The sequence below is a fragment of the Rhodococcus sp. ACS1 genome (assembly GCF_002300155.1).
Lineage (GTDB): Bacteria > Actinomycetota > Actinomycetes > Mycobacteriales > Mycobacteriaceae > Rhodococcus_F > Rhodococcus_F koreensis.
In genome coordinates this window covers 58,618-74,214 of the sequence record NZ_NSDZ01000001.1, presented here as the reverse complement: position 1 = coordinate 74,214, position 15,597 = coordinate 58,618, and the positions used below count along the sequence as shown (strand labels likewise).

Sequence of the window (15,597 nt, the reverse complement as noted above, 5' to 3'; positions counted from 1 at the left end):
TTCTTCTCCTTGCCGATCGAGTGAAGTCCGAGCTCAGATCGAGATCGGTTCGCGTTCAACGGATTCCTCCGCCGGTGCGGGCTTCGAGGGAAGATAGTCCTTCGCCCAGGCGTAGTCGTACACATCGTCTCCCATCACGTCCGGGGTCAAACCCATGTAGAGCAGCCCACCGGCGAGGTCGGCCGGGAGAATCTGGCCGTCGATGAAGCGGTCGATGAAGTTCTGGTGGCCGGCGTAGCGCTCGGGGTCCTGCTCGAAGCACCACTTGGAGATCTCGGAATCGAAGTGGTAGAGCCGACCCTTGTAGGTCAGGCTGTGGTCGGCGAGATCGTGCCGGGAGAACGCCGATCCCAACGGGAGCTGGGTGAGGTTGCACAGCGCCGGCAACGTGTCCGGCAGAGTGTCCTCGATCCGATCATCGTTGACGTTCTTGATGATCTCGTCCCACATCCCGCCCCAGTTCTCTTCCCAGGTGGGGTACTTCTCCCGCAGCCAGTCCCGTTCGTCCTTGGAGACGCCGGCATTCGGCTTCCAGAACAGCGTCGGGCGCCAGAACCAGGTCCCCAGGTGCATGGCGTGATGACCGTTCTCGAGCGAGTACAGGAACTGGTCCCAATACCAGGGCTTCTTCAGCCCGTAGTCCTCGAGGATCCGTTCGTGGTGGTTGACGATCCACTCGAGCATGAACTCCTTGAAGCTCATCTTGCGCTGATCGAGGGGTGTGTAGTAGTCCATCGCCGGCCCGGTCAACGTCTGGAACAGCCGGGTGGACCGCCAGAAGGCGACATCGAGTGCCTGCTGCGCGCGGGCGGGGTCGTGCTCCATCAGGATGGACAGGGTGGGGAAACCCTGCTGAGCGTGGCGTGCCTCATCGGTTTGGATGGAGGACAACAGGTTCGACCAGTTGATGTCGCCGGCAGCCATGGCGTCGGCGGCCAATGCGACGAACTGGACGTTGGTGAATCCGTGTTCGACGGTCAGGCTCGTCGCCAGCGCGGCCTCGACGCAGTCGGCGTTGAGCATCGCATCGTCGAAGAAGTTCTTCACCGCCAGGACACCCCACTCCTTGGTGTGGAACGCCTTCTGCGACCAGTCGAAACGCGGATCCTGCTTGAGCAGATCGTGGGAGAAACGCAGATCGAGCTGGGCGTGGCGGGTCTCGTCGAGCATCCCGAAGACCCCGAGATTGCGCCAGCGCGGGGTCGGCGCGAACCGGCAGAATCGGCTCTGCATGGTCACTGCCATGTGCTCGACCATGCACGTGGTGCCCATGTGTAGGTGCGTCGTGGCGACGTGCGCGGGGTCGAGCTTTTCGTAGGTGCCGGAACGCACCAGGGCGCTGCTGACGGCCTTGACGCCCGACTCCTTCTCACGCTGGATCCGGACGTAGTCGCGGTACGACACCCGGAACGGTTCGTCCCACTTGTCCCAGGCCTCCTTCGGTACGTCCCCCGCACCGCTCCAACTCGTCGGGAACGCCACCGCCGGATCGACGTAGCTCAGTTCCCAGTCGAGGTCTCGCGAGATGTCGTACCAATCGTCCCGGTTCAGTAACATATTGTGCGCCTTCCATTGTGACGGTATGGGCGGTGGTCTTCTGGATGGTTCGGTTCAGCTGGATGGTTCGGTTCCGCGGTCATCGTTTGACCCGCAGCACTCTGTAGTTGGTGTACTCGAGGACACCGTGGATGGACTGTTCGACTCCCAGGCCGGACTGCTTGACGCCTCCGAACGGAACATCGGAGGAGAGCATCGGGTGCTGGTTGACCCAGACCGTGCCCGCTTCGACCCGTTCGGCGACCTCGGTTGCGCGTTGTTCGTCGGAGGACCACACCGAGGCGCCGAGCGCGAGTTCGGAGTCGTTTGCTCGTGCGATCACATCATCGATGTCGGTGTAGGTCAGGATCGGCAGGACCGGGCCGAACTGTTCCTCGCGAACCAGGGGCACGGTGTCGTCGACCCCACGCACCAAGGTGACCGGGTGGAAGTAGCCGGGGCCGCCGGGGACCTCACCGCGGAAGTACACGTCGGCGCCGCGGTGGGCCGCATCATCGACATAGTCACGCACCTTGGTGAACTGGGCGGCGTTCTGGACCGGGCCCAGGTCGACTCCGTCGTCGAGCCCGTTGCCCACCTTCACCCCCTTGGCGACCTCGGCCAGAGCTTCTTCGATCGCGGGGGCGAGGTGCTGGGGCACGTAGAGGCGCTTGAGGCCCGCGCAGACCTGACCACAGTTCGACAGGGCGCCCCAGTACAGGTCCGCCGCGATCGAGGCCACGTCGACGTCGTCGAGGACGATGCCGGGATCGTTGCCGCCGAGTTCGAGGGTCAGACGCTTGAGGGTCGGGCCGGCGCCCGCCATGATCGACTTCCCCGCGCGTTCGGACCCGGTGAAGGTGATCTTGTCGATCCCGGTGTGAGCCGTCATCGCCCGGCCGAGGTCGTCGCCGCCGCTGAGCACCTGCAGCACACCCGGGGGGAGGATCTGTTGCGCGAGCTCACCCAGGCGCAAGGTGGCCACCGGGGTCAGGGGTGAGGGTTTGACGATGATCGGGTTGCCGGTGATCAGGGCGGGGCCGATCTTCCACAGCGCGAGCAGCAGGGGATAGTTCCAGGCGGTGATGCCCCCGACGACACCGACCGGTGCGCGGTGCACCTCGATCAGCTCGTCGTCGTTGTCGCGGATGACCTCGACAGGAATGTCCCAGCTTGCATACCGCTCGAGACCACGCAGACCCGATTCGATCTCGCCGGCGGCCTTCGCCAACGGTTTTCCCTGTTCGAGGGTCACCAGACGGGCCAGTTCGTCGATGTTGGCACGCACGTGGTCGACCAGGCGAAGGACGATGCCTTGTCGGAAGGGGAGGTCGTGGGTGGCCCAGTGCTTGGCGGCGCGCCGAGCGGCTGAGACCGCGGCGTCGAGGTGCTCGACTCCGGCGTCCGGCACCTCGATGAAGACCGACTCGGTGGCGGGGTTGATTACGGGGATCACCGCTGCGGTGGTCGTGATCTGTCCGTCGATGGTCAGCCCAGGTGGGGTGATGTTGGACAGAGAATCTGCGGCGATACTCATGGTTGACTTCCTTCCGGGCGGAAGAGGGTCTTGAACTGTTCCGCGGTGTAGACGTGGTTTCGGGCCTTCTCCTCGCGCGGGTCGGAGATCTTGACCTTGGCGGCGGGTCGGGCAGAAATGCGGTCGGCCCACGCTTTGACGTTGGGGTAGTCGGCGACATCGACCCCGTGCCCGGCGGCCACCCGAGTCCACGGGAAGGTCGCGATGTCCGCGATCGAGTACTCGCCGGCGAGGTACTCGCGATCAGCGAGCCGGTCATCCATGACGCGGTAGAGGCGGGCCACCTCGCCCGCGTAGCGGTTTCGGGCGTACGGGTTGTCGATTCCCTGCTTCGGGGCGTGTGAGACGAAGTGGGCGGCTTGTCCGGCCATCGGTCCCTGGTTGGCCACCTGCCAGAACAGCCAGCACAGCACTTCTTGGCGGGCGATCGGATCCTCGGGGAGCAGGCGACCGGTCTTCTCCGCCAGGTAGAGCAGGATGGCACCGGATTCGAAGATCGCCAAGCGCCGGCCACCGGGGCCATCGTGATCCACGATGGCCGGCACTTTGCTGTTCGGATTGATCTCGACGTACTCGGATTCGAACTGATCGCCCTCGCTGATGTCGGTCCAGACGATCTGGTAGTCAAGTCCCAGTTCCTCCAGCGCGATGAGTACCTTCCGCACGTTGGGGCTTGTGTAGTAGTAGAGATCAATCATCGAACGATTCTCCAGGACAGTCGATTACCGGCGAGTTAGATGTCGTACTGCTTGCGGATGCGGTCCATGTAGTCCACGAGGTTCGCCTTTGACTGGACGTATCCGGATCCGAGCCACTGCTGCGGCTGGTCGGCGATGTGCCGCAGCGTCGAGTACAGTGAGGCGTCGATCGAATGCAGCTTGTCGCCGAGGAAGAAAGGCTTGTCGGCCAGGAAGTCGGACAGGGCGTCGACATCGGCCCGGAAGAACTCGGCGACGACCTCCGCGCTGCGCCGGCCCATACCCTGGCCGTCGAACTCGGTGAGGATCCGGCCCCGGAACGCGTCCAGGCCTGCCCGCATCTCCGGGGTCACCTCGGCGCCCTGAACGATAAACGGGATATAGGTTTCCCACCCGGTGTCCTCACGCCAGCGCGGCTGGATGATGCCGCTCCAGTAGAGGTGCTCCTCGATCAACCGGTTGAAGGCGAGGGCCAGGGCACGTTCCTGCTTGCTCAGATCCGCATCGAGCTTGTCGCCGTACTTGTCTTTCAGGTAGGCGATGATCGTGTTGGAGTCGCCGACCTTGGTTCCGTCCTCGTCGACGATGTACGGCAGCTTGCCGTGGGGTGAGTCCTGGTCCAGGGTCGCCAGGTCCTGCGTCTTGTGCTCGAACTCGACACCCGTGAACTTCAGGTAGTTGACTACCTTGGTGACGTACGGGCTGATGTCCGGGATCCCCCAGGCGGGAACATATCCGTAGACGGTGATCATCGTGTGTGACGTCCTTCTGTCTCGATGGGATGGAGATTCATTGGCGAACAGGGTGCGAGCTGTTGCTCACCACTGGAGGAAGGTTCCGTCCGAGTGCTGGAACCGGCCCGAGTTCTCGGGGGTGAGGTTGTCGATGTTCTTGATCAGTCCGGCGGCGGCCTGTTCCGGGGTGATGTAGGTGTGCTCGCCGGGGAAGTCCTTGGTCAGGTCGGTGGCGACCATGCCCGGATGGAGCATGAGCACGCTGATCCCGTTCTTGGACAGGTCGTGGTGCAGGTTCAAGCCGGCCATGTTGGCGGCGGCCTTGGAGATCCGGTAGCTGTACATGCCTCCGGAGGTGTTGTCTCCGAGGGATCCGACCCGGCTGGTGACGATGCCGACCTTCGCGCCCTCGTTGAGCAACGGACGGGCTGCTTCGATCGTGCGCAGCGGTCCGAGGGTGTTGATCTCGATCTGTTTGCGGACCAGGTCGTAGTCGATCGCGCCCAGTTCGTCGAGCCACATGACCCCGGCGACATGGATCAGGGCGTCCAGTTTGGTACCCGCTGCGGTGAGCCGGGACGCGAGGGCCTCGACCGATTCCTGCGATGTGACATCGATGTTCGGTTCGACGGTGATGCCGTCGGCGGTGAGGTCGGCGCCGTCGAACAGGCAGGCGGCGATGACGTTATCGCCGCGCTCGTGCAACTGGCGGGTAATCGAGTGCGCGATGCCCTTGTCGGCACCGACGACCAATACTGTGGACACTGTCCAAACTTCCTTTCAGGCGAGGACGCCGGTGGTGGCGTCCTGCTCGGTTCCGATGATCTTCTGTGCAGCGAGCGAGGCGATTTCGTCGTTGCTGTAGCCGATTTCTGCGAGGATCTCGGCGTTGTGCTGGCCGAGTAGCGGCGCACCCCTGGGTGCATCCGGGACGGTGCCCAGGAACCGGGCCGCCACTCGCGCCTGCCGCAGACGCCCGGCTGCGGGGTGCTCGGATTCGACGATGATCTCGGCGGCCTTGACCTGCGGGTGTTCGATGACCTCTGCCCGCGTGAGGATCGGCGCGGCCGGTACGTCGAACTCGTCGAGCAGCGCCAACCACTCGGCAGAGCTCTTGTCCAGCAGCACAGATTGGATGAGTTCCAAACGCTCATTGATGTGCTTCGACCGTCCCACCGGGGTGGAGAATCGCTCGTCCTCGATCCACTCGGGGTGGCCGAGTGCCTTGCACATGCTCTGCCACTCGCCGTTGCTGTTCGTGGCGACGGTGATGTAGCCGTCCGCGGTCTGGTAGATCAGGTCGATGAAGCTGCCGCCCTGCGACAGCGGCACGGGCTGGTCCGGGAATGTGTAGGCGCCCATGTCCGATGCCCACAGGAACGACAGCACCGCCTCGAGCATCGACAGGCGGATGTGCTGTCCCTCCCCGGTGCGTTCGCGGGCGAATAGTGCCGCCGAAAGTGCTTGGGAGGCAACAATGGCGCTGAGTTTGTCGGGGAGGATGGTGCGGATCAGGCGGGGTCGTTCCTCGTCGGATCCGGCCTGGACGGTGGTCAGGCCGGTCAGGGCCTGGATCAGCGAATCGTAGACCCGCTGGCCGGAGGCGGGGCCGCGTTCACCGAATCCGCTCATCGAGAGATAGATGAGTTTCGAGTTGAGCGGGGCGAGGTCGTCGTATCCGATGCCGAGTCGCTCGACGACGCCCGGCCGGAAGTTCTGCACCACGACATCCGCCGTGGAAACCAGTTTCTTCAGCACCGCAACGCCTTCCGGCGTCTTCAGGTCGAGGGTCAGGGACCGCTTCGACCTGTTGACGTTGACGAACATCGCCGACATGTCGCCGGAACGATTGGGCAGGGAGCGCACGTGATCGCCCTTGCCGGGCACCTCCACCTTGACGACGTCCGCGCCCTGGTCGCCGAGGATGTCCGTGGCCCAGGGGCCCGACATCATCGAACACAGGTCGACGATCTTGATTCCGGTCATGGGGCCACTCATGAAGGGCACCTTTCACCTGGTAGAAGCCAGTTTTGCGAAGTGTCGAGCGACACAAACTGGGGCTTGTTGTGATGTGCTTCACTCCATAGTATGGAGATATCTCTTGCTCGTCAATTGTTTCGACGTGAAATGTTTTCCCGCTATAGTATCGACGACGAAAGGACCTGGTGACATGACCAGTTCTCGCCCCACACTGACGATCCAGAGGGCATACGCGGTCGCCCGCGAAGCATTCGAACCCGGTGGCGCCGACCTCGTCGGCGTCGAAATTGAATGGCCAGTGCACAAGCGAGGCAGCCTCTCACGCCCCGAACCCGCCGACTTCCTGCCCATCATGAACCGTCCCCTGCCGAACGGCAGCCGCATCACGATCGAGCCGGGCGGGCAGATCGAACTGTCCGGTCCGCCGCTCGAATCGGGGCCCGCCACACTACGCGCAATCAACGAAGACGCCGTGATTCTTCACCATCGGCTACGAGCGCATGGGTTGATTCCGACCGACCTCGCCGTGGACGACCGCCGTCCCCCGCACCGGATCCTCGACCTCCCCCGGTATCGGGCGATGGAGAGCTTCTACGCGCACCGCGGCCGGGAAGGGACATGGATGATGACGAACACCGCATCGGTGCAGATCAACATCAGCCACCATCCCGACGGCCGGAACCTGCGCTGGGTACTGGCGAACAGGATGGGCCCGGTCCTCGTCGCGGCCTTCGCGAATTCTCCCGGGATCGGCCCCGACGGGCAACGCTGGCAATCGGTACGGCAAGCGATCTGGAATGGGATCGACCCCGGGCGAACGGCACCGGTCCCGGTGAGTGATCAACCCGGAACCGATTGGGCGCAATATGCTCTCGCGGCAGATGTGTTCTTCATCCGCGGCGGCGATCTGGGCACCAGCGTTCCACCCGGGTTGACCTTCGCCGACTGGATGACAACAGGGCACCCGGCAGGCTGGCCGACCGAGGACGATCTGCGCTACCACCTGACGACACTGTTTCCGCCGATCCGGCCTCGCGGCTGGCTAGAGTTCCGGATGATCGATGCGTTGGAGCCGGATTGCCGCTCCGCCGCGGTCCTCGTCGCCTCGACCGCAATGGAAGACCGAGTTGCCGCGGAACTGATCGACCTGCTCCCGGATACGCAGGACCTCTGGGTGACGGCCGCGCGTGACGGACTCAACGACCCGGTACTCCGGGACGCCGCACAGCTCCTGCTCGGCGTGGTCGAGCTGCACCTACGCCGGCACCCGACCCATTCGTCCGCCGCGGGAACGGTTGCGACCTACATCGACCGCTACACCCAGCACGGACTCGCCCCCGCACACGTGCACGGGGACATCGAAACCGACGCGTTCGCACGGCTCGACGCTGCGGTCGTGGCGGCACCGTGACCGATGCCTGCTGAATCGCCCGACCAGTGCAGATCGGACACCAATGAGACCCCGCAAGGGCACACCCCCGTCCGGACTCCCACACTCGTCGACCGGATCGCAGAGAACTACCTGTTCGCGTGCTGCGAACTGGACCCGGTGGAGGCGACCCGCATCGGGGTACACGGCTTCGACGACCAGGTGACCGACTATTCACCGGACGGTATCGCCGACCGGGTGCGCGCCGCACGCGCGGCGCGGCGACGTTTGCAGCAGATGCCACCGCAGGACACCATTGATGCGGTCACCATCGCTGCCATGCTCGAGCGGATCGACTCATTCCTCGCGCTGTCCGATGCGGATCTACTCGTCGGCGAACTCAACGTGATCAGCTCGCCCCTGCAGAGCGTTCGTCGTGTCTTCGATCTTCAGCCCACAGCCACCGACGACGACTGGAGGACTCTGGTGGCGAGGCTGACACAGGTTCCCCGGTCGATCGAAAGCTACACCGAAGCCCTCCGCGCCCGCCAACGAACTGCGCATCGTATCCCGATCCGGCAGGTGGAATGTGGGATCGAACATGCCCGCTTGTCGCCCGTCGCTTTCGACGGCCTGATCCACAGGGGACCGGACGGTGATTCACCCCTTGGGCGCGACCTCGTCAAGGCCGCCCGCTCGGCATCCCGGTCCTATCTCGCACTCGCGGAGGTCCTCGAATCCGAGTTCGCCCCCCACACGGGAACAAAAGACAGTGTCGGCAAGGACGTCTACCGACTGAGGTCGCGAAGTTTCATCGGGACCGGCATCGACCTGGAAGAGACGTACGAGTGGGGGAGGGCCACCCTGGCGTCCATCGTGTCCGCCCAGCAACGGACCGCCGACGCTCTCGCCCCGGGGGCCGGCATATCGCGGGTACTCGAGCTTCTCGATGCGAACCCGCGGTACACGCTGCATGGCACCGACGCATTACAACGGTGGATGCAGGACCTCTCCGACCGAACCCTGGCGAACCTGCAGGATACGCATTTCACGATCCCGCGTGAGATCGAGCGACTCGAGTGCCGGATCGCCCCGACCCGCACCGGTGGTATCTACTACACCGGCCCCGACGAAGAACTGACTCGCCCCGGACGCATGTGGTGGTCGGTACCTGCCGGAGTCGACCGCTTTCACACCTGGCACGAAAAGTCCCGCGTGTTCCATGAAGGCGTCCCAGGCCATCACCTGCAGGTCGGCACCGCCATGGCGCGAGGCCATGAGCTCAATCGATGGCGCCGCCTGGCGAACTTCACCTCCGGGCACGGGGAGGGGTGGGCTTTGTATGCCGAGACGCTGGCGGTCGACCTCGGTCTGCTGGACGACCCGGCTGACCGTATGGGAATGCTCCAGTCACAACGTCTGCGCTCCGCGCGGGTGGTGATCGATATCGGTCTTCACTGCGAACTGCCTGCCCCGAGTTGTCTGGGCGGAGGCATCTGGGATCCTGGCAAGGCGTGGCAGTTTCTGGCCGAGCATTGCGTACTGGACGAGATCAGTCGGCGGCACGAACACGACCGGTACCTGGGATGGGCCGGCCAAGCTCCGTCATACGCCGTGGGTCAGCGACTATGGCAGCAACTGCGCGACGACTATCTCCGGCGCAACCCCGAATCGGATCTGCGGCAATTTCACGACCGAGCTCTGGCCGTCGGCAGCGTCGGGATGGACGTGCTGCGCCGAACCGCGCTCGGCTTAGGCCCCGAGGATCCGGCTCAGTCGGTCTCCAGCCCCACCGCGGGATCCTCGAACTGAGCCAGAAGGATCTTGAGGAGCCGCCGAAGCTCCGATTGGTCGTCGCCGGCCAGGATCTCCAAGAGCCGAGACTCGTGATCCATGATGTCGGACACGACCTCATCGACGAGCTTGACACCCTTCCTCGTCAATTGCACATCCACCCGACGACGGTCCTTCGGGTGGAAGCTCCGCTTGACCAGTCCGCTGCGCTCGAGCTTGTCCAGCCGGTTCGAGATCCCCCCGGGAGTAATCAGTGCCGCCTCGGAAAGGCGCCCGGCCGTCATCCGATACGGCTTTCCGGCACGCCGCAGCATCGCGAGGACATCGAGTGTGACCCTGTCGGTGCCGAGTTCGGCCAAACGCTCGACACGTTCGCGCTCCAAATGCCGTGCAATGCGCCAGATCCTGGTCACGATTCCCACGGAACTGACGTCGATGTCGGGGCGTTCACGCGCCCATGCCTGCTCAACCCGATCGACACCGTCGTCGATCGAGTCCGAACCCGCCGTCGAAATCTCAGCAGTCATGTGATCCTCGAAGCCGCATGGATGCAGTCTACGACGCGAAAGAAGTTCACGGCTAAAAAATACACCAGAGCAAGATTTGCGTGCTCGAAGCTACCCCGAACCGCCCACGCCCCTCGTCGACCAGCTCGCCGGTCGTGGCGCCGGCGAACCCCATCCCACGGCGGCGCGGTGCGACGGGATTGGCACGTCGATTCGTCGAAAGCCGCCCGGGTCCCCAGGTCCACCGGCGGCTCCCCGTATGTGTCCGTCGAGACCCTAGGCCCCGACGGAAGCGGGCTCGACAGCGGCGGGCGCGTACGGCTCCTGCGCGGCCCGAACGCGCGTGAGCAGTCTGACGATAGCCTCGGACACGTCAGCTGCTCGCTCGCGGATCACCATGTGTCCGGCGTCTGGGACGGGCACCAGTTCCGAGAGCGGTAGCTGGTTCGCAATGTTCTGCGAATGCGCATACGGCGTCATCAGGTCCCCTGACCCACACAGCACCATCGCCGGGATCGCTGCGAGTGCCTTCACTCCTGCCGTCTCGTCCAGATGCGTGAAAGCAGGAAGGAACCCGAGGATGGTCGCGGATGCGGTGTCGTTGATCAACGTGTTGGCGCAGGTAACCAGGCGCGGGTGGATCGGGGCCCGACCGTAGGCTGCATGCCGAACTACGCGTTCGCACGCTTTCCCGGCGACGACACGTCCGGCACCCAGAATCCAAGGAGCGTGCCGGGCAACGCTCGTGGCCGCGAGTACCAGCGGATTGCTCAGGCTACGAGCGATACCGGACCCGGTGAGCTCGCTTGCGGCGGTCGCGATGAGGCCGGCGGCGACCACGGGAAACCCGATCTTTTCCGGGTGCTGACGGGCCCAGCTGAGGATGCTCATCCCGCCCATGGAGTGCCCTACCAATGCAATCGGTGCATTGCCCCCCACCGCACGAATGACGGAGTCGAGATCCTGGCCGAGTTGCTCGATCGTCATGGTGTCGGGCGCTGCGGACCCGGACTCGCCATGGCCGCGCTGGTCGTAGAAGACAAGCCGGATCTCTGACCCGAAGGTGCTCTGAAGGAAGGAGCGTTGCAGCTCCCACGATTGCATGTTCAGGCAGTGACCGTGCGCAAAGATGACGGTCAAGGGTGCCGCTTCGGGGCCGTACTCGCGGGTCGCGAGCGGAACCCCGTCGTCTGCCGCGATGGTTGATCGTCTTTCCCACCGAATTGCGGGTTCGAATGTCGCGCTCACCGGATTGTCCGATCCTCCGGGCGGCCAGCCCCATGGCCTGCCGCTACCTGACCTGATGTAATCAGTATCGTCCCCAATATTTCACGAGTCAATAGTTATTTCAGTTTAGTGTTTGTCTGAGAAATAGTTCGTGAAGTGGAGGAGTGCGCGTGCGAAGGGAGGCTGTTTCGCGCCGGGAGCGTGACTCTCTGTTCGACGCAGGCCGACGGGCCCCTGGTCTAGAGACCAGGGCCCGTCGGCGATGGCCGTGCGAATGGGCAACTCCGGAGCCCTGCGATCGCGTCACCGTCGCAGGGCAGGAAGGGCGCCCGAGCCCTTCTCGCGAGCCAGCCGCCTACCGCGGCGCCATGCGCAGCGCGCCGTCCATGCGAATGGTCTCACCGTTGAGGTAGTCGTGTTCGACGATCATCTGCGCGAGCTGGGCGTATTCGGCGGGCTGACCGAGGCGCGAGGGGAACGGGACGCCGGCTTCGAGGCCCTTGCGGTATTCGTCGGTGACGCCGGCGAGCATCGGGGTGTCGATGATGCCGGGGGCGATGGTGTTGACGCGGATGCCGAACTGCGCGAGGTCGCGGGCGGCGGGGACGGTCATGCCGTGCACGCCGCCTTTGGACGCGGAGTACGCGATTTGGCCGATCTGGCCCTCGAACGCGGCGACGGAGGCGGTGTTGATGATGGCGCCGCGTTGGCCGGACTCGTCGACGGTGTCGGTCTTGGCGATGGCGTCGGCGGCGAGGCGCATGACGTTGAACGTGCCGAGCAGGTTGACGGTGATGACGGTGCGGAACAGTTCGAGGTCGTGGGGGCCCTTCTTCGACAGGATGCGGCTGGCCCAGCCGACGCCGGCGCAGTTGACGACGATGCGCAGCGGCAGGCCCGATTCGACGATCTTCTCGATCGCGGCCTGGACCTCGTCGCCGCTGGTGACGTCGGTGGCGAGGAGGGTCACGCCGTCGGGGACGTTGTCGCCGGCGCGCTCGATGGACTGCTGCAGGTCGAGTCCGAACACGGTGGCTCCGGCGTCGGCGAGACGCTTGGCGGTGGCGGCGCCGAGGCCGGAGGCGGCTCCGGTGACCAGTGCTGCGGTCTCCTGAATATTCATGTTCGAACCTTTCGCTGAGGGGACGTATGTCTCTACTTCTTCGGGACGCGGATAATCAGGGCGTCGCCCTGCCCGCCTCCACCACACAGGGCAGCAGCCCCGACACCACCGCCGCGGCGCTGCAACTCCAAAGCCAGATGCAGGGTGATCCGCGCCCCAGACATGCCCAGCGGATGGCCCAGCGCAATTGCTCCGCCATTGACGTTGACCCGCGCCGGATCCAACCCGAGCTCGCGCGTCGAGGCGATTCCCACCGCCGCGAAGGCCTCGTTGATCTCCACCAGGTCCAAATCCTGCGGAGAGATGCCTTCCCTCGCGCATGCCTTGGTGATCGCCCGTGCGGGCTGTGACTGCAAGGTCGAATCGGGACCCGCAACGACGCCGTGCGCCCCGATTTCGGCGATCCATGCCAGCCCGAGCTCCTGCGCCTTGGCCCTACTCATCACCACGACCGCGGCCGCACCATCGGAAATCTGTGACGCGGACCCGGCGGTAATTGTTCCGTCCACACTGAACGCCGGTCTCAGCTTCGCCAGCGACTCCACGGTGGTATCCGCGCGAATCCCCTCGTCCTGCGCGAGTTCCACCGCCCCTCCACGCCGCTGCGGAACCGTTACCGTCACCACTTCGTCGTCGAACCGCCCGTCTTTCCACGCCCGCGCCGCATTCTGATGCGACGCCGCCGCGAACGCGTCCTGCTCGGAGCGCGAGATTCGATGATCGGCCTCCCCGTTCTTCACCTCGGCCAGATTCCCCATCGGCTGATCTGTGAAGATGTCGTACAGCCCGTCGAATGCCATGGAATCGCGGATCGTCGCGTCGCCGTACTTGAAGCCCACCCGCGATCGTTCCAGCAGATGCGGAACCTGTGACATGGACTCCTGGCCACCCGCGACGATCACCTCGAACTCCCCGGCACGGATTAACTGATCGGCCAACGCGATCGCGTCGATGCCCGACAGACAGACCTTGTTGACTGTCAGCGCCGGCACGTCCATCGGGATTCCGGCTGCGACCGCCGCCTGCCTGGCCGGAATCTGGCCGGCGCCTGCTGTGAGAACTTGACCCATGATCACGTACTCGACCAGCGCGGCGGGCACTCCAGATTTGTCCAGTGCTCCCCGAATCGCGACGCCACCGAGGTCGGCACCCGACAGATCCCGCAAAGCCCCCATAAACCGACCCATAGGGGTCCGGGCACCGGCAACGATCACCGAAGTAGTCATCAGCTGTCCTAACTTGCCCACCGCGCCCACTCCAAAGGGGTGCCGGCGAACGCTAGAGGGAATTCAATCGTGTGTGGCGCAGGCGCCCCTCAGCAGACGGCGCGCAACGACGGGTAGATCGTGAACTAGACATGCCACGGAAGCAAGTCCTTCACACCACGAACCACCGAGTTCGTTCCTGTGGCAAGCCCACGTAAAGCGCAGTGCCACAGAGTAGTTCTTCACCGGAATCAGGCGCGGATCGAACAGCCGTGGCTCGTGGAGCGTAGATCGTCACCGAGAATCGACCATACAATAGTCGAGCGCGGCGAACGCAGAACGCGCATTTCCGCGGCTGGATGCCCGACATTCGGTCACTCGAGGCGTCATGTCGAGCGGCCCCACGTTGAGGTGAAGGCACGCCGCGTGTGCGGCGATTCGATACCGACACTGCAGCCCTGCCTGTCGCTGGAGGCCGCCGGCGATGCTCGAGGCGCACCGGTGGCTCGAATCGGGCGTCTCTGCGGTCATGATCAGATTCGCGAGCTTGCTGATTAACGCCCAATACTGCCGAAATATGTTGACATCTGGTCGGACCGCGACTGCAATGTTGCCAGTCCCAGGTGCGCGTGTAAACTTTCAAGCAAAACTACTTAGCAGTGAATAGTCCCGAGCTGATCAATTCAAGTGACATGGGGTAATGGGATGGGCGTCGAAGCACCATCGATTCGGGACGTGGCTGGAGATGATGGCGTCGATCGCATCGAGCAGGCATGGGTACGTGAACGGCCGGACATCGACGTCAGTTCAGTGGGCATCGTTTCGAGGATCTGGCGCATTGCGCGATACCTGGAGCGTGAACGCAGTCAACGCCTGGTGGAGCTAGGAACCGATCCTGCGACGCTCGACCTCTTGGCAATGCTGCGGCGCTCCGGCAAGCCGTATAGGATGACGGCCGGGCAACTCACCGAGGCCGCGCTGATAACCCCGGCGGGTATCTCGAACCGCCTGGACAAACTCGAGCGCGGTGGTCTGCTCAAACGGAGCTTTCACCCACAAGACCGTCGTCGCGTCGACGTGCAATTGACCAGAAATGGTGTCCAACTCATCGACGAGGTCGCCTCCGACATCCTGGGTCACGAGGCACAACTCCTCGCGTTTGTGAGCGAAGACGATGACACCGAGCTTCGCAGGCTCCTCAAACTCCTCCTCGCCCACTTCGAGGACCCGGGGCGTGGCTAACTAACTGAGACCGAGTAGTCCGACGGCCGTCCACCAGTTGGCGGATTGCCGATGTATCCGGGTGAAGGCTCTCGAATATGCGTGGACCTTGGCTTGTCGAAGTTGAGGGGGCGCATTTTGAGTGGCTCTGCGCGGTACCAGTTTTCGTGACTGGGTGACGAGTCGAGCGCGACGGCCACTGCGCGTCGGTCACGTACTTGCTGCAGGTGTCCGAACTCTGACCCGGGGGACGCACTTCTTCTCGCGCTGGGCATCATCACGCATGGTCGCGAGGCGTGGCTCGATCGCCACGGCGGTTCGTCGCCCGTGGACTGATGTCATCCAGGCACTCCTCCGCGCGAATCGGGTCGACGATGATCACGTCGACCCACCCAGATTGTCCGTGCAGTGGCGCTCTCGTAGATCGCCGACACCGCCCGGACGGCCACTCCCGGTGCCGCCAGCACGCCCGTCGACGCCTACGGGCAGGACGGTGGTCCCCGCCGCACGCAGGCACCCTTGCTCTCTGTACTACTGGTCGTGCCGCTGCGCCCTGCCGACGTCACCGCAGGGGCTGCACCCTCGCTCCGCACAAACGGCCCCGGCCCCGACATTTCAAGTTCGTGGACGCGGATTTGGAACTTCCTTGTGGCCTCCATACCGCGGC

The 15,597-nt window shown here is 64.3% G+C and carries 13 protein-coding genes; 3 read left to right on the top strand and 10 right to left on the bottom strand.

The features are described from left to right. Window positions 1-33: 33 nt before the first annotated feature. The 6 genes from isoA to CJ179_RS00335 all read right to left on the bottom strand — a co-directional run bounded on the left by isoA (window position 34) and on the right by CJ179_RS00335 (window position 6,503). Window positions 34-1,557, bottom strand: a complete 1,524-nt coding sequence (gene isoA / locus CJ179_RS00360) for an isoprene monooxygenase oxygenase subunit alpha (protein WP_095860334.1) — start codon at window positions 1,555-1,557, stop codon at window positions 34-36. Window positions 1,558-1,636: 79 nt separating this feature from the next. Further along, window positions 1,637-2,992: a non-phosphorylative glyceraldehyde 3-phosphate dehydrogenase TadD gene (gene tadD, locus CJ179_RS00355; RefSeq protein ID WP_143548874.1), complete on the bottom strand. Its 1,356-nt coding sequence runs from the start codon at window positions 2,990-2,992 to the stop codon at window positions 1,637-1,639. 77 nt (window positions 2,993-3,069) lie between these two features. Then, the gene (locus CJ179_RS00350) at window positions 3,070-3,771 is read right to left on the bottom strand and encodes a glutathione S-transferase family protein (protein ID WP_095860332.1); all 702 of its coding nucleotides are present in this window, start codon (window positions 3,769-3,771) and stop codon (window positions 3,070-3,072) included. A gap of 35 nt (window positions 3,772-3,806) precedes the next feature. Beyond that, on the bottom strand, window positions 3,807-4,523 hold the full coding sequence (locus CJ179_RS00345) for a glutathione S-transferase family protein (protein ID WP_095860331.1): 717 nt from the start codon (window positions 4,521-4,523) through the stop codon (window positions 3,807-3,809). A 66-nt stretch (window positions 4,524-4,589) separates the two neighbouring features. Continuing rightward, window positions 4,590-5,270 (bottom strand): SDR family oxidoreductase, encoded by a 681-nt coding sequence (locus tag CJ179_RS00340; RefSeq protein ID WP_095860330.1) that lies wholly within the window; start codon window positions 5,268-5,270, stop codon window positions 4,590-4,592. 15 nt (window positions 5,271-5,285) lie between these two features. Beyond that, window positions 5,286-6,503 (bottom strand): CaiB/BaiF CoA-transferase family protein, encoded by a 1,218-nt coding sequence (locus CJ179_RS00335; protein WP_257015198.1) that lies wholly within the window; start codon window positions 6,501-6,503, stop codon window positions 5,286-5,288. A gap of 172 nt (window positions 6,504-6,675) precedes the next feature. Between CJ179_RS00335 and CJ179_RS00330 the strand changes: the two genes are divergently transcribed. Next, the gene (locus CJ179_RS00330) at window positions 6,676-7,896 is read left to right on the top strand and encodes a glutamate-cysteine ligase family protein (protein ID WP_257015200.1); all 1,221 of its coding nucleotides are present in this window, start codon (window positions 6,676-6,678) and stop codon (window positions 7,894-7,896) included. 3 nt (window positions 7,897-7,899) lie between these two features. Continuing rightward, window positions 7,900-9,666, top strand: coding sequence for a DUF885 domain-containing protein (locus tag CJ179_RS00325; protein ID WP_095860328.1), 1,767 nt, complete (start codon window positions 7,900-7,902; stop codon window positions 9,664-9,666). On the opposite strand, the gene CJ179_RS00320 is transcribed toward CJ179_RS00325, so the two are convergent. The 4 genes from CJ179_RS00320 to CJ179_RS00305 form a co-directional block, all read right to left on the bottom strand. Next, the gene (locus CJ179_RS00320) at window positions 9,627-10,175 is read right to left on the bottom strand and encodes a MarR family winged helix-turn-helix transcriptional regulator (protein WP_095860327.1); all 549 of its coding nucleotides are present in this window, start codon (window positions 10,173-10,175) and stop codon (window positions 9,627-9,629) included. The genes CJ179_RS00325 and CJ179_RS00320 overlap by 40 nt on opposite strands. Window positions 10,176-10,430: 255 nt before the next feature. After that, window positions 10,431-11,294, bottom strand: a complete 864-nt coding sequence (locus CJ179_RS00315; protein WP_257015199.1) for an alpha/beta fold hydrolase — start codon at window positions 11,292-11,294, stop codon at window positions 10,431-10,433. Between the two features lie 442 nt (window positions 11,295-11,736). After that, window positions 11,737-12,504, bottom strand: coding sequence for an SDR family NAD(P)-dependent oxidoreductase (locus CJ179_RS00310; RefSeq protein ID WP_095860325.1), 768 nt, complete (start codon window positions 12,502-12,504; stop codon window positions 11,737-11,739). A 32-nt stretch (window positions 12,505-12,536) separates the two neighbouring features. Continuing rightward, window positions 12,537-13,730 carry an acetyl-CoA C-acetyltransferase gene (locus tag CJ179_RS00305; protein WP_095861008.1) on the bottom strand — a complete coding sequence of 398 codons (1,194 nt, stop codon included), beginning with the start codon at window positions 13,728-13,730 and terminating at the stop codon, window positions 12,537-12,539. 684 nt (window positions 13,731-14,414) lie between these two features. On the opposite strand from CJ179_RS00305, the gene CJ179_RS00300 reads away from it, so the two are divergent. Further along, entirely contained in the window at window positions 14,415-14,951 is a 537-nt protein-coding gene (locus CJ179_RS00300) for a MarR family winged helix-turn-helix transcriptional regulator (protein WP_095860324.1), read from the top strand. Window positions 14,952-15,597 lie beyond the last annotated feature (646 nt).

Coding starts and splice junctions, on each gene's coding strand:
- isoA (WP_095860334.1), bottom strand. CDS start 1,557: ATGTTACTGAACCGGGACGATTGGTACGACATCTCGCGAGACCTCGAC.
- CJ179_RS00350 (WP_095860332.1), bottom strand. CDS start 3,771: ATGATTGATCTCTACTACTACACAAGCCCCAACGTGCGGAAGGTACTC.
- CJ179_RS00345 (WP_095860331.1), bottom strand. CDS start 4,523: ATGATCACCGTCTACGGATATGTTCCCGCCTGGGGGATCCCGGACATC.
- CJ179_RS00335 (WP_257015198.1), bottom strand. CDS start 6,503: ATGAGTGGCCCCATGACCGGAATCAAGATCGTCGACCTGTGTTCGATG.
- CJ179_RS00330 (WP_257015200.1), top strand. CDS start 6,676: ATGACCAGTTCTCGCCCCACACTGACGATCCAGAGGGCATACGCGGTC.
- CJ179_RS00325 (WP_095860328.1), top strand. CDS start 7,900: ATGCCTGCTGAATCGCCCGACCAGTGCAGATCGGACACCAATGAGACC.
- CJ179_RS00320 (WP_095860327.1), bottom strand. CDS start 10,175: ATGACTGCTGAGATTTCGACGGCGGGTTCGGACTCGATCGACGACGGT.
- CJ179_RS00310 (WP_095860325.1), bottom strand. CDS start 12,504: ATGAATATTCAGGAGACCGCAGCACTGGTCACCGGAGCCGCCTCCGGC.
- CJ179_RS00305 (WP_095861008.1), bottom strand. CDS start 13,730: ATGACTACTTCGGTGATCGTTGCCGGTGCCCGGACCCCTATGGGTCGG.
- CJ179_RS00300 (WP_095860324.1), top strand. CDS start 14,415: ATGGGCGTCGAAGCACCATCGATTCGGGACGTGGCTGGAGATGATGGC.